Origin of the sequence: Nocardiopsis sp. NPDC058631 (genome assembly GCF_042716955.1) — a bacterium.
GTDB lineage: Bacteria > Actinomycetota > Actinomycetes > Streptosporangiales > Streptosporangiaceae > Nocardiopsis.
The window spans coordinates 1-20,755 of record NZ_JBHXQY010000113.1 but is presented as its reverse complement, the minus strand read 5'-3'; the positions used below and the strand labels follow the sequence as shown (position 1 = coordinate 20,755).

Here is a 20,755-nt window from a genome sequence, read left to right as displayed (position 1 = left end):
GGCCTCGGCGGCCGGTCCCGGGACGCCGGGGTGTCAGTTCTCCAGCATCTCGGTGACCAGGGCGGCGATCGGTGACCGCTCGGACCGGGTCAGGGTGATGTGCGCGAACAGCGGGTGGCCCTTGAGCTTCTCGATCACCGCGACCACGCCGTCGTGGCGGCCCACCCTCAGGTTGTCGCGCTGGGCGATGTCGTGGGTGAGCACCACCCGCGAGTTCTCCCCCAGCCGGGACAGCACCGTGAGGAGCACGCCGCGCTCCAGGGACTGCGCCTCGTCCACGATCACGAACGCGTCGTGCAGCGAACGGCCCCGGATGTGCGTGAGCGGAAGGACCTCCAGCATCCCCCTGTCCACGACCTCCTCGATGACGTCCTCGCTGGTCACGGCGGACAGGGTGTCGTGCACCGCCTGGCCCCACGGGGTCATCTTGTCGTTCTCGGAACCGGGCAGGTAGCCGAGTTCCTGACCGCCGACCGCGTACAGGGGGCGGAACACCATCACCTTGCGCTGCTGGCGGCGCTCCAGGACGGACTCCAGCCCGGCGCACAGCGCCAGCGCGGACTTTCCGGTGCCCGCGCGCCCGCCCAGGGACACGATGCCGACCTCGGGGTCGGTGAGCAGGTCGAGGGCGATCCGCTGTTCGGCGCTGCGACCGTGCAGGCCGAACACGTCCCGGTCCCCGCGCACCACCTTCACGGACTTGTCGGGCCGCACCCGCCCGAGCGCCTTGCCGCGTTCGGACACGAGCACCAGCCCGGTGTGGCAGGGGAGCTCCCTGGCCTCCTCGATCTCGCTGGTACCGCCGTCGAACAGTTCACCGATCTGGTGGGCGGGCACGTCCAGTTCGGCCATGCCCGTCCAGCCGTGCTCGATGGCCAGTTCGGCGCGGTACTCGTCGGCCGGGAGCCCGATGGAGGCGGCCTTGATCCGCATCGGCAGATCCTTGCTCACCAACACGACGTTCCCGCCCTCCTCCTGGAGGTTGCGAGCCACCGTCAGGATCCGGGTGTCGTTGTCGCCGAGCCTGAAGCCCGCCGGCAGGATCTTGGGATCGCTGTGGTTGAGCTCCACACGGAGCGTTCCGCCCTGGTCGTTCACCGGCACCGGGACGTCCAGACGGCCGTTGGCGACCCTCAGGTCGTCGAGACGGCGCAGCGCGTTGCGAGCGAAGTACCCGAGTTCCGGGTGGTGTCGCTTGCTCTCCAGCTCGGTGATCACCACCACGGGGATGACGACCTCGTGCTCGGCGAACCGGGCCATGGCCATCGGGTCGGCGAGCAGGACGCTGGTGTCGAGCACGTGGACGCGCCTTGTCCGACCTACCTCCGTGTGGGGGTCGGTGGGGGACTGGGTGTCACGGCGATCGGTCGAGGAACTAGCCACTCGTTCTCCCCTTGGGCACCGCATGGGCACCCTACTGTCACGGGATCATGGAGGACCGGGACCTGGCCCCAGAGGGCCGGGTCCGGCCCTCCTCGTCGACGTTCCGCGAGAGCGGAGGAGATCAATGAGCCGGGGCCTCCCGAACGGGTGGATGCACACCACCCGCTTGTTCCGACGCTACGCGCCCGTGACCCCGTTTCCAAGAGGTCCGTCCCGCCGCACGGTGAACACCGCGTTAATGGGCTGGTCGGCGGGGAGAGCCGGGGGTCAGAAGCCGAAGCGACGGTTGCGCGCGCCGTAGGAGCGCAGTGCACGGAGGAAGTCCACCCTACGGAACGCGGGCCAGTAGACCTCGCAGAAGTAGAACTCCGAGTGCACGCTCTGCCACAGCATGAAACCCGACAGACGCTGCTCGCCCGACGTGCGGATGAGCAGGTCGGGGTCGGGCTGGCCGCGCGTGTAGAGATGCCGGGCGATGTCCTCGATGTCCAGGCGCTCGGCAAGCTCCTGGATACCGGTGCCCTTGGCCGCCTCCTCGTGGAGGAGGGACCGAACCGCATCAGCGATCTCACGTCTACCTCCATACCCGACGGCGACGTTGACAACCAGGCCGGGGTTGCCGGATGTTGCCGACTCCGCCTCCTTGAGGGCTCGGACGGTGGTGTCGGGCAGCACGTCGAGCGCGCCGACGGGGCGCGTGTTCCACCCCTCCTCGCGGAGGCGGGCGATGGTCTGCTCGATGATGCGCACCAGCGGGCCGAGTTCGGACTCGTCGCGGGTGAGGTTGTCGGTGGACAGCATCCACAGGGTGACGACCTGCACACCGACCTCGTCGCACCAGCGCAGCACCTCGAAGATCTTGTTCGCGCCGGCCTGATGGCCCTCCTCCGCCCCACGAAGGCCGCTGCTCTTCGCCCATCGACGGTTGCCGTCCATGGCGACGCCGACGTGGCGGGGAATCTCCTGGCTGCTCAGCTGGTGTTCGAGCCGGCGTTCGTAGAGCCAGTACAGGGGGTCTCGGAGCCCCATTGGCGAAACCTCTCAGAGCTGGAACTAAAGACAGCACACTCCTGTGAAGGAGGTGCCGACGGGGATTCCTCCAGAGTAGTTCGCCCCGGGGCGCTACGTCACAGCGAGGGACTTGCGCACGTGTTTGCGGCCCTGGTGGATGCGGGACTTGACGGTACCGAGGGCGAGGTTGAGCTCGGAGGCGATCTCGTTGTAGTCCATCTGGCACAGGTCGCGCAGGACCAGGGGCGCCACCAGGTTGGGGCGGTCCTTCTCCAGCTGGTCCAGGGCTTCCAGCAGGTCGATGCGGGAGCCCGCGATGACGCTGGTGGTGCGGGGGTCGCTCTGGTGGGGCATGCGCTCCGCCTCGGTCGGGAACTCCGCGGATCTGCGCTTCATCGACCGGTAGGTCTGGCGCGCGGAGTTGGACACCACCGTGTACAGCCAGGTGGTGAACAGGGAGTCGCCCTTGAAGCTGTCGATCTTGCGGGCGACGCGCAGGAGCGCGTCCTGGCAGGCCTCCTCCGCGTCCTGGCGGTAGGGCAGGAAGCGTGCGCACCGTCGCAGAACCTCGGGCTGGATGCGCCGGAGGAGGTCGTCCAGGGCCACGGCGTCGCCGTGTTTGGCCCGTCGCGCGAGTTCCTCCAACTCCTCGTCGACGTTGCTCGCCACCCGCCGCCGGGGCGTCGGGGTCTCCTCGTTCTCCGCGTGGTCACTACTGCGCATGTCTGGTCTCTCCCTGGCTGACGGCAGACGTCCCGCCGTCCGGTTCGGACGCGTGTGCGCCCGTCGGTACGAGGGTCACACGCCAATGGGACGTCCACGGAGCCCCTACGGCTCCACCCTCGCGAAACATGACATTTCGCCGCAACCATTCACATGGCACATCGAACCCGACGGGGTCACCCCCAGTTTCCATGCCCCGGGGGTATCCGCGCTACCCGGAGAGGGGATCATATCGGCGGGAGTCGGTGTGAAGGCGTAGATGGTGTATTAGTGGGCAACGACCGCGTATTCACCCCCGACACACCGAGGCGGAAATGAGCCAACCGGAGGCCTTCGGACGTTACCGCGTCATCCGGCGCCTGGGTTCCGGTTCCTTCGCCACGGTCTGGTTGGCGCAGGACGATCTGCTCAACTACCCGGTGGCCATCAAGGTACTCGCCGAGAACTGGGCGCACCAGATGGATATCCAGCACCGGTTCCTGGAGGAGGCGCGCATCCTGCGCCAGACCGACTCCACGTGGCTGGTGGCGGTGCACGACGTCGACGTGCTGCCCGACGGACGCCCCTACATGGTCATGACGTACGCCGACCAGGGAAGCGTGACCGACCTCATCCGCCGGGGCCAGCTGCCCCTGGACGAGGCCCTGCGCCTGCTGACGGAGATCGGCCAGGGCATCACCGTGCTGCACAACCACGGCACGATCCACCGGGACATCAAGCCCTCCAACGTCCTGCTCCAGTCCTCGCCGGTGGGGCAGCGCGTGCTGGTCGCGGACCTGGGGTTCGCGAAGGCCATCGACGAGGCCTCGGGGTTCACGGCTGCGGCCGGGACGCCCGGCTACATGTCGCCCGAGCAGAGCATCCCCGGCGGGGACCTGGACGTCCGGTCCGACGTGTACTCGCTGGGTGCGGTCGCCTACGAGTTGATCACCGGGCGGCCTCCCTCGCGTCCACCGGTCAAGATCGCGCCTGGCCGGATCCGGCCAGGACTCCCCCGTGCTCTTGACGAACTCATCCTCTCCGCGCTCTCGGTGGACCGGGAGAGCCGCCCCGCGGACGCCAAGACCTTCACGGACCGTGTGAGAACGATCCGTACCGAACCCGACCTGCCCAAGGCGGACCCGTGGTGGCAGCGCTACCAGATGCCCTGGCGGCGCACGGTCACCCTGACGGCCGCCCTGCTGCTGGTGGCGGCGGGTGTCACCGCGTCCGCGGGCAGCCCGGGGCTGGCACTGACCACGGTGCGGTACACCACCCAGAACCTCCGGGTGAACGTGCCCTCGGTATGGGCGCAGGAGTTCAACACCGACCAGGCCGCCCGTCCGGCGGCGGCCGAGGCGGGCGCGGGCCCTGGGCTGCTGGTGGCGACCGACGCCGACGACTGGTACTCCACCGAGGTGCCGTCCTACGGGGTGTACGCGACGGTGCTGCCGGAGTCCCGGGCGCTGGGCGGCGTCCCCGCCACCGCCCAGTGCGGTGGTGCCCCGGAGGAGCGTGAACTGCACACCCCCGCCTGGGAGGGCACGGTGTGGGACTGGCCCGAGTGCGACGGCGGCGGAGCGTTCACCAGTGCCGCCGTGCACCAGCCGGGCGTACCCACGACCGTGTACATGGAGATCCGCCAGCCCGACCACCGCCCGGATGTGGTGAACGACATCATCGCCGGCACCCGCCTGGGCTGACCGGCTCACCGCGGCAAAGCGCCGCCCCGACCCCACACGTGCCACACCCCGCCCCCGGGGCCGGTCCCCGTCCGTCCCCGTCCGACGGGGCCCGAGCGGCGACCGTGCCCCGTTGACGGCCCGGGGATGTTCTCCGAAGTGCTCCCGGGTCAGTGGACGCGAGCACGGAGGAACGCAGAAAACACGATCAGGCGAGCAGCTGGGCCCGGAGGTCCTCGGGTGTGGTGACCGGGAGCTTGCACACGAACCCCTCGCACACGTAGGCCGTGGGGGCTCCGCCGACCCGTGCTCTGTCGCGCAGCAGCGGCACCCCGCCGTCGTCGAGGCCGTCGCCCCGCGAAAGAGCCGTGCCGAGGGGCGCCCAGGTCAGCGCCGTGCGCACGAGTTCCTCCGTGCGGGGGTCCTCGGGGTCGCCCACCACCGCGACGGCACGCGGCCCGGACAGGGCGGCCTCGGCGGCGGCGAGGCCCCAGCCTGCGAACCGCGCCGCCTTCTCCGCCAGCAGTGCCACCGGTGACAGGGCCCCCTCGGCCGCCGTCCTGTGGCGCTCCGAACCGGTGAGGGCGGCGTAGGTCACGAGCGCGGACGCGACAGCCGAGCGCCCGGAGGGGGTCGCGTTGTCGGTGGGGTCCTGCGGGCGGCTGAAGAGCCTCTCGGCGTCGTCCGCGGTGTCGAAGAACCCGCCCTCGCCGTCACCGAAGTGCTCCAGGACGGTGTCCAGGAGCCGTCCGGCCTCGTGCGCGTAGCGCGGCTCCCCGGTCACCCCGTGCAGGGCCAGCAGCCCCTCGGCCACGTCGGCGTGGTCCTCCAGTACCCCGGCGCTGGGGCCCGCCCTGCCGTCGCGGGAGGTGCGCACCAGGCGTCCGTCCCGCAGGTGCACGGAGAGCAGTAGTTCCGCCGCGTCGCGGGCGGCGTCCACCAGGTCGGGGCGTTCCAGCAGTGCTCCGGCCTCGGCCAGTCCGGCGATCGCCAGCCCGTTCCAGGCGGCCACCACCTTGTCGTCGCGCGCGGGCGCGACCCGTTCGGCGCGGGCGGCGAGCAGGGCGTCGCGGACCCGCTGGAAGCGCCACGTGTCGACGGGAGGGACCGGTAGACGGAGCACGGAGGTGCCGTGCTCGAAGGTTCCCTCGTCCGTCACGCCGAACACGTCGGCGGCGAAGGCGGCGTCCTCCTCTCCCAGTACCTCGCGCAACTGGGCGGGCGTCCACACGTAGTAGGTGCCCTCCTCGCCCTCGCTGTCGGCGTCCAACGCCGAGGCGAACCCTCCCTCGGGGGTGCGCAGGTCGCGCAGCATCCAGTCGGCGGTCTCCTGCGCCACCCGGCGCAGCAGTGCGTGGACGCCGGTGTCCGCGGTGCCGGCCCCCGCCCGTACCGGGCGGCGGCCCATGCGCAGGTAGGCGCGCAGCAGGAGCGCGTTGTCGTACAGCATCTTCTCGAAGTGGGGGACGACCCACGCGCGGTCCACCGAGTAGCGGGCGAACCCGCCGCCGAGCTGGTCGTACATGCCTCCCTGGGCCATGGCCAGGGCGGTGCCGGTGGCCATCAGCCAGGCCGGGGTGGCCTGGTCCGGCCCGGAGGCCTCCGCCGGGGACGCCGTTCCTCCGCCGTGCGGCGTCGTGCGGCCCGCGGGGGCGCCGCCGCCCGGGAAGGGCCGGGTGCGCTCGTCCTGCGCGGTGAGGAAGGACAGCAGCATCGACGGCGGGAACTTGGGGGCGTCCCCGAACCCGCCCTGGGCACTGTCGTAGTCGCGCACCAGCGCGTGCACGGCCAGGTCGAGCCGCTCGGCGGAGGGCGGCGGTGCGGAGGGCAGGGTGCGGGGGGCTCCGAGGGCGTCCACCACCCGCTTCCCCTGGTCGAGGAGTTCGGGGCGCTTGTCCCGCCATGCGGTGGACACGCCCTCCAGCAGCCGCTGGAAGTGGTCGCGCGGGAAGTAGGTCCCGCAGTAGAACGGCGCCCCGTCGGGGGTGGCGAACACGGTCATGGGCCACCCGCCCTGGCCGGTCATGGCCTGGGTGGCCTCCATGTAGACGGCGTCGACGTCCGGGCGCTCCTCACGGTCCACCTTGACGTTGACGAAGTGGGCGTTCATGCGCGCGGCGGTCGCCTCGTCCTCGAAGGACTCGTGGGCCATCACGTGGCACCAGTGGCAGGCCGCGTAGCCCACGGAGACGAGTACGGGGACGTCGCGCCGGCGGGCCTCCTCGAAGGCCTCCTCGCCCCAGGGCCACCACTCCACGGGGTTGTCGGCGTGCTGCAACAGGTACGGGCTGGTCGCTTCGCTCAAGCGGTTGGGCATGCCACCACTGTGCCACCCGCGGCCCGGAACCGCCCGGGACGCCCCGCGGCGGGAGGGCCGGCCCGTCCGCGGCGGCCACCGTCCCCCGCCCCGCTGGGTCGGGGCGGGGGACGTTGTCCGGGGAGCGCTCCCGCGGGTCCGGGCGGGCCGTGTCGTGCCCGTGCCGGACCGGCCGCCGGACGTCGGGGGGTCAGCCCCTGGACTCGCCGGCGCCGTCCGCCGCGGAGGCGGCCACCTCGTCCGCCCCCGCCTCCCCGGCGGAGGCCTCGACCCGGGCGGGCTCGCCGGACTCCGGCGCCCCGTCCTCCTTGGGCAGCGCGCGGAGCTTGCCCGTCAGGCTCCTCATCAGGAAGTACAGGACGACGCCGATCGCGAAGATGACGAGGAAGCCCATGACCCCGGGTGTCACGGTGTCCTTGTCCAGCGAGACGTCGGTGGCCAGCACAGCCGACGAGGTGAGAAGGGTATTCATGCCACTCATACTCTCACTGCTTCGCGGACACCCGCGAAGAGGTCCTTCTCAGGGACCTCGGTGTCCACCAGCGAGCGCACCAGGTGGTAGTCCTCGGTGGGCCAGACCTCGGCGACGATCTCGTTGGGGATGGCGAACCAGAAGCCGTTCGGGTCCACCTGGGTCTCGTGCGCCTTGAGTGCCTCGTGCGCCACGTCGAACTGCTCACTGCAGTGCACCCGGGTGGTGATCTCCCACCGGGGGTACTCGCGCTCGTCGATCCGCTCCATCCACTCCTCGAAGGGGTTGTCGATGCCGCGCTCGGCGAGGATCGCGGCCAGGGCCACGAACCGCTCCGGCGGGAACGAGACGAAGTAGTACAGCTTCAGCGGCTGCCAGGGGTCCCCGGCGTCCGGGTAGGCGTCGGGGTCGCCCGCGGCGTCGAACGCGTGCATCGAGACCTTGTGGGTCATGATGTGGTCCGGGTGCGGGTAGCCGCCGTTCTCGTCGTAGGTGAGGATCACGTGCGGGCGGAAGCGGCGGATGGACTCCACCAGGGGCGCGGAGGCCTCCTCCACCGGCAGGGTCGCGAAGCACCCGTCCGGCAGCGGCGGCAGGGGGTCGCCCTCGGGCAGGCCGGAGTCGACGAACCCCGCGAACTCCTGCTGGATGCCCAGGATCTCCCGGGCCCGGTTCATCTCCTCTCGGCGGACCGCGGCGATGTTCTCGCGGATCTCGGGACGCTCCATGGCGGGGTTGAGGATGTCGCCTCGTTCGCCACCGGTCATGGTGACGACGAGCACGTCGACGCCCTCGTCCACGTAGCGCGCCATCGTGGCCGCGCCCTTACTGGACTCGTCATCGGGGTGGGCATGGACGGCCATAAGCCGCAGGCGCTCGGACAACGAAGGGTTCTCCTTGACTTGGTGAACACGGGCACGAAGGCGTAGCTGTCCGGCCTCCCCTCGGGCACGGCTTCGACGACTCACGCACGGGCCGCGTAGGGGGGCTGTCAGGTCGGGGATATCTTAGACAACACCGTCCCCTTGTTCGGAGATTCCCGATGCAGCCCACCCCGGAAGAAGACGCCGTGAACAGTGCCGACACCCCGGCCGACACGGCCGAACCCGTTGCGCCCGCGCTCCGCAAGCGCCACGGCAACGGCCCCGTCTTCTTCGTGATCGCGACCGTGTTCGCGGTCCTGTGCGCGGTCGGCTGGGGCTACTCCATGATGAGCTACAGGGGGCTGGGGGACGGCGTGTACCACCAGGTGGTGTCCTACTCGCTGGAGTCCTCTGACGAGGTCACCGTCAACTACGAGGTGAACAGCAGCGACGGGGCCGAGTGCCTGATCGTCGCCCTGGACGACCAGCACGTCGAGGTGGGCCAGAAGCGCTCCGAGGCACAGGCGGGGAACCGGATGGTCACCACGACCGTTGAAACGGTTCGTCAGGCTTCTGCGGTACAAGTGGCCTCGTGCAGGGAACAAGGTTCGCAGGACTGATCGACCGAGCTCTTCCCCTGCCTGGTCCCCGGTGCCGCCGCCACGCCTACGAGATCCCTTGTGCCACCACACACGGTGATATTCTCGTAAGTTCAGCTTCGGCCGCCTGGTGGCCCTGGCTACTAGTACACAAGGAGTTCCAGTGACCCAGACCCGCGATGACAACGTCACCTGGCTTACCCAGGAGGCGTATGACCGGCTCAAGTCTGAGCTGGACACCCTGTCGGGGCGTGGGCGGATCGAGATCGCGGAGAAGATCGAGGCCGCCCGCGAGGAGGGCGACCTCAAGGAGAACGGCGGCTACCACGCCGCCAAGGAGGAGCAGGGCAAGATGGAGGCCCGCATCCTCCAGCTCACCGGCATCCTGCGGACCGCGCGTGTCGGGGAGGCTCCCCGCACCGAGGGTGTGGTCGGCCCCGGCATGACCGTCACCGTCAAGTTCGACGGGGATGAGGAGGAGGTCACCTTCCTGCTCGCCTCCCGTGAGGAGAGCGGTTCTCCGATCGACGTGTACTCCCCCAAGTCCCCTCTCGGCTCCGCCATCAACGGCAAACGCATCGGTGAGAGCGTCAGCTACACGCTCCCGAACGGCAAGAGCCTGGGGGTCGAGGTCATCGACGCCGTCCCCTACAGCGGTATGTGACACCGTTCGTCGGAACGGGTTGGGGGGCGGCCGACGGCCGCCCCCCACCGCGTTCCGGGTGGCCTGGTTCCGCCCACCGGTGGAGAACCGGTGGGGCAAGGGCCGCTCCGGCGGCTCCGTTGGGGACGGGAGGCCCCACGAGGCATCCATTCGCGATCCCGGAGCGTCGTAGTCTCGGAGCCCGGGGATGTGACGGGTTCCGCCCGTGTCCTCCCCGCCCCCGCACAGCCGACGAACAGAGGGACCAACGCCGCGATGTCCTCTCCCCACTGGACCCCCCAGGAACCCCGGCCCGGCTCGTACGTCCCGCACGGCGGGTGGGGGCCTGTGCCCCCGCCTCCCGTCCCGGGTTGGGGCCGCCCGGGGGCGGAGGTCTCCCCCGTGGCCGGGCCTCCCCCCTCGGTGGAGACGGTCGGCCTGGGGCGGCGTCTGGCCGCCCGCACCGTCGACTACGTGCTGGTGGTGATCGCCGCCTGCGTGTTCTTCGTGTTCATGGCCCTCGTGACGGTGGCGCTCACCCCGGGGGCGGAAACCACCGACGCCCAGAGCTCGGTGTGGGCGTTCCTGTTCTTCTTCGGTTGGGGACTGCTGCTGTTCTTCTACGACTGGCTGTACCTGGTCGCCTGGGGACGCACGATCGGCAAGATGATGCTCGGTATCAAGGTGGTCAGCGCCGCCGACGGCGGTCGGCTCACCCAGGGCCAGGCGCTGGGCCGTGCGGCGTTCTTCGGCCTCCCCCAGACCCTGCCGGGGGTGGGGCACCTCTTCTCCCTGGTCGAGGCGCTGCCCGTCAACTTCGACCCGCAGTCGCGCGCCCTGCACGACCGGGCCGCCGGAACCGTGGTCATCCGCGGCTGAGGCCCCGGGCGGACGGGCCCGGGGGCCCCGGGAGCCCCGGCGGCCCGGGACCTCTGCCCTCGGGACCCCCGAACGTCCGGACCGGAGGCTACAGGTCCGTACAGACCGGGGCGTCGGCGCCGCCGTCGGCGAACACCGCCGGAACGTAGTTTCCGGGGCCGATCCGGTACCAGGCGCGGCTGGTCCCGAAAGGACCCGTCTCCTCGTCCCCGGCAGCCTGGCAGGCGACGTCCACGGTGGCGCTGTGCGCCGCCAGGCCCACCGGGCCGTGCTCCCGTCCGGGACCGCCGCGCACGACCACCGGGTCGCTCTGGGTCGCGGTGGTGATCTCCGCGCGCTGCCGGTACTCGGCCGTCCACAGGTAGTCGACGTCCACCCAGCCGTTGGTGGGCAGCTGGAGACCCTCCTGGAAGGCGCCGTCGGCCAGGTCGATCCCGGCCGGGTTACGGACCTCGCGCCCGAACTCGTCCAGGCCCCCGTTGTGCCCCTCCTGGTACGCGGCCTGCGCCTGGGGGCGTCCGCGGTCCAGGCCTCGCCACGACTCGCGGTCGTCGTTCCAGTGGTCGTCCGAGGTGTTCCAGGGGCCCACGTCCCATACGGGAAGGTAGGAGCACCGGGGCTCGTGGTCCGCGGTCCCTCCCTCGCCCTCGGGGCCGAGCGCGCCAGTGGTGCACACCCGCACCGTGTACTCGCCGCCGCCACGGGCGGCCAGGCCACGGCGGGAGGGCAGGGCCGCGAAGTGGTCGTCCTCTCGGACGGTGTGCCCGTTGGCGGTGGTCCCGCCCACCAGGCCGATGCGGGTGGCGAAGAGCCGTGCCGAGAACGGTGCGGCCGCCCCGGCCCCCTCCGCTCCGCCCTCCTCCCCGCGTCCGCCGTCCGGCTGGTCCGCGCTGCTCACCAGCGGGCGCAACCGGAGCCCGGTGAGCGCCGTGCTGTCGCCGTCGACCTCCACCCGCAGCTGTACCCGGGAGACGTCGTGCGGCAGGGTCACCCGGCCGCCACTTCCCGGAGCCTGGTGCCACTCGGTCCACATCCCGTCCGGGCGGACGCCCCGTACCTCGGTCAGCAGGTCCTCGATGTCACCGTCCGCCCGCACCCGCACGTCCACGGAGTCGGTGGTGTGGTGCAGGGGCTGTTCCGGGAAGGTCGCCAGACCCGTGCCGGCCCGCCCCTCCTCCAGGCGCAGCGAGGCCCCGCCCCCGTCCGCCTCCGGGCCGTCCGGTCTCAGGACCCCGGACTCCAGCACCAGTCCGACCCGGTCAGCCGAGTCCAGGTCCTGGCGGGTCCAGCCGCTCTCCGCGAGCGCTGGGACAGGCGCTGCCAGTGGCAGGAGGAGGACCGCGGCCCCCAGGGCCGCCAGGGTCTGGGCGCTCGTACGCTCGCACCGCTTGTCGGACATCTGTACCTTCCCTCACCAAACACCGAGAGTCACACAATTGGTCACTCTCAGTAAGCGTCCTGGTGTGCGCACACTCAAGGAGCGTGCGCCGGGTGTCGGTGTTACGGCGGTAAAAGTACGACTCGTGACCGGGCTGAGCAGCGTGGACGCGCGCGCTACGAAACCTCTTCCTCTCCCCTACGCGAAGGCGAGCAGGCAGGCGGTGAACCCGTGCACGTGGTTGACGCCGCCGACGGGGCCGATCTCCCCGGCCGCGAAGAAGCCCGCGACGGCGTCGACACCCAGTACGCGGTGCACGGCGAGGACGTCGTGGTCGGCGTGGGGGAAGAGCGAGGCCCCCCGCCCGTTACAGGAGAAGAGCAGCCCGGCGCCGACGTGGTGCTCGGCTCCGAAGTCGGCGAGCCGCCGGGCGAGGTCCTCGTCGGCGGTACCCGCGTCGCGGACCTGGAAGCGGACGGTCTGGCCGATCTCGACCATGTCGCCGACGGTGAGCCCGCCGAGTTCGGGGTCGGCGCCGACGACGCTGCGGATGAGGAAGTCGCCCTGGCCGTGGTGGTCCGCGTACTCGTCCATGGCGATGCCGAGGTGCAGGCCGTGCGAGGCGAGTTCGCGGTCCTCGTCCGGGAGCTCCTCGATGAGCTCCTCCAGTTTCTCGTAGGCATTGGCGCCCGCGAGTTCGAGGATGAGGTTGCCCTCGGCCTTCGTGACGGTCATCGTCGGGCCGACGGGGCGGCAGCCCTGGCTGACGACGGTGCCGAGGACGTTGGCGCCGCCGAGGAGGAGCCCGATGGCCCCGTGCTCGGCGACGTCGCCCTCGCAGAAGAGGCGGACGGACTCCTCTCCGCGCATGCCGTCGGCCATGCCGCCGATGAGGGGCAGGCCGTCGAGCGCGGCCGTGGACTCGCGCACGAACGCCTGGGTGGGGAACTCGTAGGGGTTGGCCAGCAGGATGGCGGCGCGGTCGCCGGGACCGGGTTCGCGCATGCCGACGACGGCGAGGTGGTCGCCCTCGATGACGGTGTCCAGCCGGAACGGGGTGATCTCGACTCCGGGCAGATCGGCGCACCACACGCTCACCGAGCCCTGCCCCTCGACCCCGCGCCCGCCGCCGATGACGCCGGTGGAGCTGCACCCGAGGGTGGTCGCGTCCCCGGCCAGGGCCATGACGCGCTTGCCCGCGAGGGTGACCTCCTCGGGGTCGGCGCCGCAGACGAAGAAGCAGACCAGGTCGGCCGTCCCGTCGACCTGCTCCAGCGCGCCGAGGACGGCGCGCTCGGCCGCGTTCACGAGGTCGGCCCCCGTCGTCAGTGCACTGCCGAACCGTGCCACCAGCCGCCACCTCCGGTTTCACCGGCCGCCTGGGCCGTTCGCGGGACTCCACCGTCGCGTCCCATTCTTCCACCCCGGTGCCCATCCGGGGGTTTTCCGGTGAACATGGCCGGGCACCGGCTCTGGTGGCGGGGCGGCCGAACGGGGACGCGCTGACGGGGTGTCCCTTTCCCCAGGGGTGCCCGGGAAACACGGGCGGGACACCCCGGTTCTCACGGCACCCGTTGCGGATAGGTTCGAAGGGTGAGCGCACCCCCCGAACTCCCCCGGACCCGTGCTGCGTTGCGTGATTCCGGCCATGTCCACCGTTCCGTCGCGGCCGAGGTGCGGGAGAACCTGCTCGGCCTGATGGGATCCGGCGCACCGCGTTTCCCCGGGGTGCGCGGTTTCGACTCGACGGTGCTCCCCCAGGTGGAGCGCGCCCTGTTGGCCGGCCACGACATCGTGCTGCTCGGTGAGCGCGGGCAGGGCAAGACCCGGCTGATCCGCGCCCTGGTGGGCCTGCTGGACGAGTGGTCCCCGGCGGTGGCCGGGTGCCAGGTGAACGACCACCCCTTCGCACCGGTGTGCCCGGTGTGCGTGCGGCGGTCGGCGGAGGAGGGGGAGGATCTGCCGGTGGTGTGGCGGCACCGTCGGGAGCGCTACGGGGAGAAGCTGGGCACCCCCGACACGGGTGTGGGCGAGCTGGTCGGCGACGTGGACCCGGCGCGTTTGGCCGAGGGGCGTTCGCTGGGGGACCCGGAGACCATCCACTACGGTCTCGTACCGCGCGCGAACCGGGGCGTGTTCTGCGTGAACGAGCTCCCCGACCTGCCCGCCCGCGCGCAGGTGGCCCTGTTCAACGTGCTGGAGGAGCGCGACCTCCAGGTGAGGGGCTACAGCCTGCGGCTCCCTCTGGACGTCCTGGTGGTCGCGAGCGCCAACCCCGAGGACTACACGAGCCGCGGACGGATCGTCACCCCGCTCAAGGACCGCTTCGGCGCGCAGGTGCGGACCCACTACCCGCTGACCCTGGAGGACGAGCTCGCGCTGGTCCGCCAGGAGGCGGTGCTGCCGGAGGGGACGACGCTGCCCGCGCACGTGTGGGAGACGGTGGCGCGGTTCACCCGGCTGGTACGCGCGTCGAAGCGGGTGGACGCCAGGTCGGGGGTGTCCGTGCGCTTCGCCGTGGCGGCGGCCGAGACGGCGGCGGCCTCGGCGCTGCGCCGGTCCGCGCTGTCCGGCGGGGAGGCCCCGGTGGCGCGTGTGTGCGACCTGGCACAGGCGGTGGAACCGCTGCTGGGCAAGGTCGAGTTCGAGCTGGGGTCCGAGGGCCGGGAGGCGGAGGTCCTGCACGCCCTGCTGCGCCGGGCCACGGCGGAGGCGTTCAGGGAGCGGCTGGGCGGGGCGGACCTGTCTGCGCTCAGCGACCGGTTCTCGGGGGGTGCGACCGTGGAGTCCGGCGACCTCGTGGGCGCCGTGGAGCTGCTGCGCCGGGTCGGCACCGTACCGGGGCTCGCCGCGATGATCGACCGCGCGGCGCCGGAGTCGGAGGACGGGCCTCCCACGCAGGGCCTGGCCGCGGCGGTGGTGGAGTTCGCGCTGGAGGGGCTGTACCTGGAGCGCCGCCTGTCCAAGGACACGCTCCCCGGTGGAGGGGTGTACCGGTTCTGACTCGTGCGACCTCGCCGACCGCACCGGCACCCGCTCCTCCGCGGACCGGGCACACGGGGTGCGGGCGCCGGGCGTAGGGTCGTGCCCTACGCGCCCGGAACGGCGCGCCGGGACGGATCGGGAGGCGGTGCGAGTGGGGTTCCGGTACCGGGAGTACACCGGTGGGCCCGATCCGCTCGACGGATCCGGGGCATCGGCCGGGGAAGCCGCCTCCGACGGGGTCGGGGCCGCGCCGCGCGGGCGGCCGGCCCGGGATGTGTCGGGTGCCGGTCCCGCCTCCGGGACGCAGCGTCCGGAGGCCGCCGCCCCGGAGGGGGTGCTGTTGCGCTACGAGGAGGGCCGTCCCACGGCCCCGGACGGGCTGGACGCCGACGCGTACGACCCTCCGGACGGGAGCCGGGGGGAGGTCCGGGCCGACGCCGGAGGGCCCGACCGCGCATGGGGGCCGCGCGAGCTACGGCGGCTGGGTGAACTGGCGCTGCGGGACATCGAGGCGGTACGGCGCGGTCCCGGGTTCGCGGGGGCAGGCCTCCGGGGCGGCTCCGGCCCGGACGGCGAACCGACCGGCGGCCACCTGCCCCACGCCGAGGGCGGGGACCGGGCGCTGGACGCGGTCGCCACGGTGCGGGAGGCCGCCCTGCGCCGGGCCCGTCCCGGGGAGCGGTCCGTGGTCCTGCGCCCGGAGGACGTGCGGGTGGCGGAGACCGAGCCCGCGCAGGCGTCCGCCGTGGCCCTGCTGGTGGACCTGTCCCACTCGATGACGACCCGATCGCTGCACGAGGCGGCCACCGGCACGGCTCTGGCCCTGCACACGCTGGTCCGGGTCCGCCACCCGCAGGACCGGTTGGGGCTGATCGGTTTCGGGGACCGTGCCCGGGTGATGACACCGGCCGAGCTGGCCGCCCACGACTGGAGCCGTGTCCCGGGGACGAACCTGCACCACGCCCTGCGGCTGGCGCGGGGCCACCTGAGACGCCACCGCGGGCTGCGTCCGCAGGTGATGGTGGTGACCGACGGGGAGCCGACCGCCCACCTGGGCGAGGACGGAGGCGCCCGCTTCTCGTGGCCCCCCGACCCGCGCACGGAGGAGCTGACCCTGGCCGAGCTGGACGCCGCGCTGCGGGAGGGCGCGGAGGTGGCGTTCTTCGTCCTGGCGGACGATCCGCGGCTGCGCGCGTTCCAGGAGCGTGTGGAGCGGCGCCGGGGCGTCCGGGTGGTGCGTGCCGGCGCCGGAGAGCTGGGCCCGCTGGTGGTGGACCGGTACCTGCGCCGACCCGTCTGATCCCGGGGCCCAGGCGCGCGTGGGCGGACCGTCCGATGCGGCCCCGCTCCGGTGGTACCACCCGGGTCGGGGGTCGCCGGGTCGCGGCCCCGTGTGACCTCGCGGGGCGGCGCCGCGGGGGTCAGCGCTCGAAGATGTTGACGTCGGAGGCCATCAGCAGCAGCTCCTCGGGGGCCTGCCCCCCGGAGTACAGGAGCTGGTGCCGGTTGGCCGGCATGACCGTCTCGGTGAACCTCAGGGGGATCTCACCGTCGTGGGCGACGCGCTCCTGCACGAGCAGGGGTATCCCGGGCGCCAGGCCGAAGGATTCGGCCTCGTCCTGGGAGGGCATCCGGGCGCCGACGATGTCCCAGTTCCACTCCTCCCGGTAGCCGAGGTCCTGAAGGATCGCGGCCACTCCCCGCTCCAGCCGGTCGGGGGACATGAGCGGGGTGTTGTTGGCGATGTGGAAGGGGAAGTAGGTCATCTGGGACTGCCACAGGCTGCCGTCGACGAAACGGTCGGAGGCCCGGATGACGACCAGCCCCCCGTGGGGACCGTCCGCGGCCTCGCCGTGGCGGAGCCGCCTGGCCACCTTGGGGCGCATGGTGTCCAGACTGACCTTGATCTTCTCGTCGATCTGGTCGTATCCGGCCTCGCGCAGGTGCGGCTGGTATCCGACGTCGAAGCGTTCGGAGTCGCTGCCGCCGCTGATGGGGGTGGCCAGATGGACGATGGGGCGGTGGTCGGAGACGAAGGCCCCGCGCCCCGCCTGGATGGCGATGCGGCCCTCGTCCTGGAGGATGCGCATACCGAGGCGCGCGGTGGCTCGGGAGACGTCGAGCTGTTCGGCGAGTTCCTCCTCCCCCGGCAGCCGCTCGCCCGGTTTGTAGTCGCCCCTGGACAGCGCCTCCCGCAGGTGGTCGGCGACCTCGGTCTTCCTCGACGTGCTCATGCGTGTGCTCAGTCCCGGCGGTAGGCGCTCATGTTGCCGTGCTCGTACTGGTAGCGGATGCTGTGACCCGCGTAGACCGTCTCCACCACGCGGATGGGCCTCTCCTCCGAGAGGTCGGTCCGGTGGACCTGCATCACCGGGACCCCCGGGGGGAGTTCGAGCTGTCCGGCCTCGTGGGGGCTGGGCATGCGGGTCGTCAGCTCGTCGACGAAACCGGCCTGGCGGTGTCCGTGCTCCGCGAGCACGGACAGCGCGCTCTCGACGTCCTCGGGCAGCATGAGCGGGGTGTCGTTGACGAGGTTCATGGGGTAGTACGCGGAGCTGATCGAGCCCGAGATCTCCCCGGAGAAGCGGTACATCCGCCGGACGACCGTCATGTCGCCCTCGGGGACACGCAGGCGGCTGGCGATGTCGGGGGTGGCGCTGAGGAGTTGGAGCTCCTCCAGCATCTGCCCCGTCATGCCCGACTCGTTGAGCCCGGCGGGTCCGTCCCCGGCGCGGTTGGCGTAGAAGGTCTCGGGGACGACGTCCTGGACGAAGTGCCCCCTACCGGGGCGGCTGACGATCAGCCCCTGGTTGCGCAGCATGCCCAGGGCCAGCCGGATCGTGTTGCGGGACGCCTCGAAGCGCTCTTCGAGCTGCTTCTCCGACGGCAGTTGTCCTCCGAGCGGCAGGCTCCTCTCCTGAATCTCCTGCCTCAGGGTTCGAGCGATCTGGCGATATCTGCTTTGTGCGCGCATAAGTCAGTCCTCGCTGGGGTACTAGACCAACAACCTAGCTTGTACCAACAAGGTGATCGGTACACCATCCGAACAGGTCGATCCGGTTCTCATGAACCCATCTTAGAGGAAGGCCCCCCTGAGTACGGGTGAAGCCACCGAGGGGACACCCGCGCACCGGACGACCCGCACACCGCCGGACCGACCACCCGGACACCACCGACGACGGACACCGCGCTCGTGAGACACCACCTCGCGCCCCCTCATCTCGAAGGAGGGCGTACGAAGCACTAGAAGAGACCGCCCGTGAGGAGACCAGTATGATCCCGATCGTCATCACACTCGTAGGAGTCGTGCTTCTGGGCCTGGCCGTAGGATTCCTGCTCGCCATCTCCATCGGCATGCGCCGCCAGGACCGCCGTGGGACCTACCGCTCCCTGCGGGGCGACGACAGCACCGCTCTCTCCCGCACCGGCAGCCTCGTCGTCGGACTCCGCTTCGCCAACGAGAAGCCCTCCGGGCCGCCCCCTCCCCAGGGGCGCACCTCCACCACGGTCTGACCCGGGGGGACACGGGGCCGGTGGCACGGCACCGCGGCCCCGCCGCGGCACCGCCGACCGGCCCGACCCGGTGACCGGAAGGGCTCACCGGGCCGCCCCCTCCACCGTGATCCCGTACCCGGAGCGCGTTCGGGCTCCGGCACCGGCCGCTCGGGCAGGGGCGCGGTACGCCCTAACCCAGGGCCTGCACCAGGTCCGCCACCAGGTCCTCACCGGACTCGATGCCCACGGAGATCCGCACCAGGTCCGCCGGTACCTCCAGCGGGGAACCCGCGGTGGACGCGTGCGTCATCCGCCCGGGGTGCTCGATCAGGGACTCCACCCCGCCCAGGGACTCGCCCAGGGTGAAGACCTCGGTCCGCTCGCACAGATCCAGCGCAGCCTTCTCCCCGTCGCGCAGAGCGAAGGAGACCATCCCGCCGAAGGACCGCATCTGCCGCTCGGCGACCTTGTGCCCCGGGTGGCTCTCCAGCCCGGGGTAGTAGACCCGCCGGACCGCCGGGTGGGCCTCCAGCGCGGCCACGACCCGCTCCGCGTTGGCGCTGTGCCGGTCCATCCGTACGCCCAGGGTCTTGACCCCGCGCAGGGTCAGCCAGGAGTCGAAGGGCCCCGGGATGGCACCCATGGTGTTCTGGTGGAAGGCCAGCCGCTCGCCCAGCCCGGCGTCGGAGACGACCAGGGCGCCCCCCACCACGTCGGAGTGGCCGCCGAGGTACTTGGTCGTGGAGTGCACGACGACGTCCGCGCCCAGGGCCAGCGGCTGCTGGAGGTAGGGCGAGGCGAACGTGTTGTCGACGACGTGCAGCGCGCCCGCCTCGTGGGCGATCTGCGCGACCGTCTCGATGTCGGTGATGTTCAGGAGCGGGTTGGTGGGCGTCTCGGTCCAGACCACCTTGGTCTCGGGCCGGACCGCCGCGCGCACCGCCTCGGGGTCGGACTGGTCGACCGCGTCCCACCGCACGCCCCAGCGCTCGACCACCTTGGAGACGAGGCGGAAGGTCCCGCCGTAGGCGTCGCCCGGAATGATCATGTGGTCGCCCGGCGACAGGACCGTGCGCAGCAGGGTGTCCTCCGCCGCCATCCCGGAGGCGAACGCGAGGCCGCGCGTCCCGGACTCCAGCGCGGCCAGGCACTCCTCCAGCGCGACGCGCGTGGGGTTGCCGGTGCGCGAGTACTCGTACCCCTGGCGCAGACCGCCCACGCCGTCCTGGGCGTAGGTGCTGGTCTGGTAGATCGGGACCACCACGGCGCCGGTCCCGGCGTCCGGTTCCTGTCCTGCGTGGATGGCCAGTGTTTCAAACCCGTCGAACTTCATGTGGCCACACTAGCGCCCGCGGTCCCCCCGGGACCCGTGTTCAGCTGGGCGGGAGCGCCGTGGACGGGGAACCGCGCCCGCCCGCAGGGGAGGTCAGGCGGGTGGGAAGCGGGTGGCGGAGCCGGGCAGTGGAGGCTCCACCGGGACCTCCGGGGGCAGCCCGCTGACCGGGGTGGGCACGCGGGTGGGGGTCCCGGTCTCCTTCAGCGGGGGCTCCCACCCGAGGTCGGCGTCGTAGGTGCGCACGACCTTCCCGGGGATGCCCGCGATGACGGCGTGGTCGGGGTAGGTGCCGGGCCGGACCACCGTGCCCGCCGCGACGACGGAGTTGCGGCCCAGGTGGACCCCGGGGAGGATGACCGCGTTCGCGCCGATCCAGGTGCCGTCACCGATACTGACCGGGTCGTCCACGGGCCACTGGAGTCCGACGGGGATCTCGGTGTTGGCGTAGGCGTGGTTCTGGTCGGTGATGTAGACGTAGGGGCCGGTGTACACGTGGTCGCCGATGTCCACGGACTTGTGGGCGACGATGTGGGAGCCGCGGCCGATGGCGCAGCCCGATCCGATCCGCACGACGGAGCCCTCGCCCAGGTCGTAGTCGGGCCCCATCCCCGCGGCGAGGGTCATGTCGCCGCCCAGGACGGTGTGCACGCCGATCTCGATCCAGGGCTCGCCGTAGAGGGTGGCCGTGGGGAAGGCGATCGCGGACCCCGCCCCGAAGCGCGCGAACTTCCGGGCCGCCCCGGACCCGGCCCGGATCTCGGCCTTGCGACGGGCGTACGACCAGACGGAGCGGATGATCCAGGACAACAGCCGAGACACGCGTGCTCCCATTTATTACCTGTCAGTAATACTGCCGCGAACATTAGCAGTGTCCGAGTACGCGTAGGAGTGCCCGCTCCCCACGCACCGGGCCCCGGGGGGGGGGGGGGGGGGGCGCCGGCCGGGGGGCGGGGGGGGCCGGCGGGCGGTGGGGGGGGCCCCCGGGGCCGGGGAGAGACGTGGGGTTATAA

At 71.8% G+C, this 20,755-nt stretch carries 19 protein-coding genes; 7 read left to right on the top strand and 12 right to left on the bottom strand.

Annotated features, from left to right (window positions below; translation table 11 throughout):
- Positions 1 to 33: 33 nt before the first annotated feature.
- From ACFWTE_RS26245 to ACFWTE_RS26235, 3 genes are all read right to left on the bottom strand, one after another.
- Positions 34 to 1,383 carry a PhoH family protein gene (locus ACFWTE_RS26245; protein WP_378782585.1) on the bottom strand — a complete coding sequence of 450 codons (1,350 nt, stop codon included), beginning with the start codon at positions 1,381 to 1,383 and terminating at the stop codon, positions 34 to 36.
- 267 nt (positions 1,384 to 1,650) lie between these two features.
- Positions 1,651 to 2,412, bottom strand: a complete 762-nt coding sequence (locus tag ACFWTE_RS26240; protein ID WP_378782584.1) for an isoprenyl transferase — start codon at positions 2,410 to 2,412, stop codon at positions 1,651 to 1,653.
- A gap of 93 nt (positions 2,413 to 2,505) precedes the next feature.
- Entirely contained in the window at positions 2,506 to 3,117 is a 612-nt protein-coding gene (locus tag ACFWTE_RS26235; RefSeq protein WP_378782583.1) for an RNA polymerase sigma factor, read from the bottom strand.
- 314 nt (positions 3,118 to 3,431) lie between these two features.
- Here ACFWTE_RS26235 and ACFWTE_RS26230 point away from each other — a divergent pair, with 314 nt between their 5' ends.
- Positions 3,432 to 4,799: a serine/threonine-protein kinase gene (locus ACFWTE_RS26230; RefSeq protein WP_378782582.1), complete on the top strand. Its 1,368-nt coding sequence runs from the start codon at positions 3,432 to 3,434 to the stop codon at positions 4,797 to 4,799.
- 187 nt (positions 4,800 to 4,986) lie between these two features.
- Here the strand turns inward: ACFWTE_RS26230 and ACFWTE_RS26225 are convergent, their stop codons facing one another.
- From ACFWTE_RS26225 to mca, 3 genes are all read right to left on the bottom strand, one after another.
- Positions 4,987 to 7,095, bottom strand: a complete 2,109-nt coding sequence (locus tag ACFWTE_RS26225; RefSeq protein ID WP_378782581.1) for a thioredoxin domain-containing protein — start codon at positions 7,093 to 7,095, stop codon at positions 4,987 to 4,989.
- A gap of 190 nt (positions 7,096 to 7,285) precedes the next feature.
- Positions 7,286 to 7,567, bottom strand: a complete 282-nt coding sequence (locus ACFWTE_RS26220) for a hypothetical protein (protein WP_378782580.1) — start codon at positions 7,565 to 7,567, stop codon at positions 7,286 to 7,288.
- A gap of 5 nt (positions 7,568 to 7,572) precedes the next feature.
- On the bottom strand, positions 7,573 to 8,451 hold the full coding sequence (gene mca, locus ACFWTE_RS26215) for a mycothiol conjugate amidase Mca (protein WP_378782579.1): 879 nt from the start codon (positions 8,449 to 8,451) through the stop codon (positions 7,573 to 7,575).
- A 158-nt stretch (positions 8,452 to 8,609) separates the two neighbouring features.
- Between mca and ACFWTE_RS26210 the strand changes: the two genes are divergently transcribed.
- The 3 genes from ACFWTE_RS26210 (at position 8,610) to ACFWTE_RS26200 (ending at position 10,551) form a co-directional block, all read left to right on the top strand.
- Positions 8,610 to 9,050: a DUF4307 domain-containing protein gene (locus tag ACFWTE_RS26210; RefSeq protein ID WP_378782578.1), complete on the top strand. Its 441-nt coding sequence runs from the start codon at positions 8,610 to 8,612 to the stop codon at positions 9,048 to 9,050.
- A gap of 142 nt (positions 9,051 to 9,192) precedes the next feature.
- A complete protein-coding gene (greA, locus tag ACFWTE_RS26205; protein WP_378782577.1) occupies positions 9,193 to 9,693 on the top strand; it encodes a transcription elongation factor GreA in 501 nt (166 codons plus the stop codon).
- A gap of 381 nt (positions 9,694 to 10,074) precedes the next feature.
- Positions 10,075 to 10,551 carry an RDD family protein gene (locus ACFWTE_RS26200; protein ID WP_378782576.1) on the top strand — a complete coding sequence of 159 codons (477 nt, stop codon included), beginning with the start codon at positions 10,075 to 10,077 and terminating at the stop codon, positions 10,549 to 10,551.
- Positions 10,552 to 10,639: 88 nt separating this feature from the next.
- On the opposite strand, the gene ACFWTE_RS26195 is transcribed toward ACFWTE_RS26200, so the two are convergent.
- Positions 10,640 to 11,950: a hypothetical protein gene (locus tag ACFWTE_RS26195; protein WP_378782575.1), complete on the bottom strand. Its 1,311-nt coding sequence runs from the start codon at positions 11,948 to 11,950 to the stop codon at positions 10,640 to 10,642.
- A 177-nt stretch (positions 11,951 to 12,127) separates the two neighbouring features.
- A complete protein-coding gene (locus ACFWTE_RS26190) occupies positions 12,128 to 13,279 on the bottom strand; it encodes an FIST N-terminal domain-containing protein (RefSeq protein WP_378782574.1) in 1,152 nt (383 codons plus the stop codon).
- Between the two features lie 243 nt (positions 13,280 to 13,522).
- Here ACFWTE_RS26190 and ACFWTE_RS26185 point away from each other — a divergent pair, with 243 nt between their 5' ends.
- Both ACFWTE_RS26185 and ACFWTE_RS26180 read left to right on the top strand, forming a co-directional pair.
- The gene (locus tag ACFWTE_RS26185; RefSeq protein WP_378782573.1) at positions 13,523 to 14,932 is read left to right on the top strand and encodes a sigma 54-interacting transcriptional regulator; all 1,410 of its coding nucleotides are present in this window, start codon (positions 13,523 to 13,525) and stop codon (positions 14,930 to 14,932) included.
- Between the two features lie 133 nt (positions 14,933 to 15,065).
- Positions 15,066 to 16,214 carry a VWA domain-containing protein gene (locus ACFWTE_RS26180; RefSeq protein ID WP_378782586.1) on the top strand — a complete coding sequence of 383 codons (1,149 nt, stop codon included), beginning with the start codon at positions 15,066 to 15,068 and terminating at the stop codon, positions 16,212 to 16,214.
- A gap of 121 nt (positions 16,215 to 16,335) precedes the next feature.
- On the opposite strand, the gene ACFWTE_RS26175 is transcribed toward ACFWTE_RS26180, so the two are convergent.
- On the bottom strand, positions 16,336 to 17,148 hold the full coding sequence (locus ACFWTE_RS26175) for a GntR family transcriptional regulator (protein ID WP_378782572.1): 813 nt from the start codon (positions 17,146 to 17,148) through the stop codon (positions 16,336 to 16,338).
- A gap of 8 nt (positions 17,149 to 17,156) precedes the next feature.
- On the bottom strand, positions 17,157 to 17,888 hold the full coding sequence (locus ACFWTE_RS26170) for a GntR family transcriptional regulator (protein WP_378782571.1): 732 nt from the start codon (positions 17,886 to 17,888) through the stop codon (positions 17,157 to 17,159).
- 299 nt (positions 17,889 to 18,187) lie between these two features.
- On the opposite strand from ACFWTE_RS26170, the gene ACFWTE_RS26165 reads away from it, so the two are divergent.
- The gene (locus ACFWTE_RS26165; protein ID WP_378782570.1) at positions 18,188 to 18,427 is read left to right on the top strand and encodes a hypothetical protein; all 240 of its coding nucleotides are present in this window, start codon (positions 18,188 to 18,190) and stop codon (positions 18,425 to 18,427) included.
- Positions 18,428 to 18,599: 172 nt separating this feature from the next.
- Here ACFWTE_RS26165 and ACFWTE_RS26160 read toward each other — a convergent pair whose 3' ends face one another.
- Together ACFWTE_RS26160 and ACFWTE_RS26155 are read right to left on the bottom strand one after the other, a co-directional pair.
- Positions 18,600 to 19,742 (bottom strand): cystathionine gamma-synthase, encoded by a 1,143-nt coding sequence (locus ACFWTE_RS26160; protein ID WP_378782569.1) that lies wholly within the window; start codon positions 19,740 to 19,742, stop codon positions 18,600 to 18,602.
- Positions 19,743 to 19,835: 93 nt separating this feature from the next.
- A complete protein-coding gene (locus ACFWTE_RS26155) occupies positions 19,836 to 20,576 on the bottom strand; it encodes an acyltransferase (RefSeq protein WP_378782568.1) in 741 nt (246 codons plus the stop codon).
- Positions 20,577 to 20,755 lie beyond the last annotated feature (179 nt).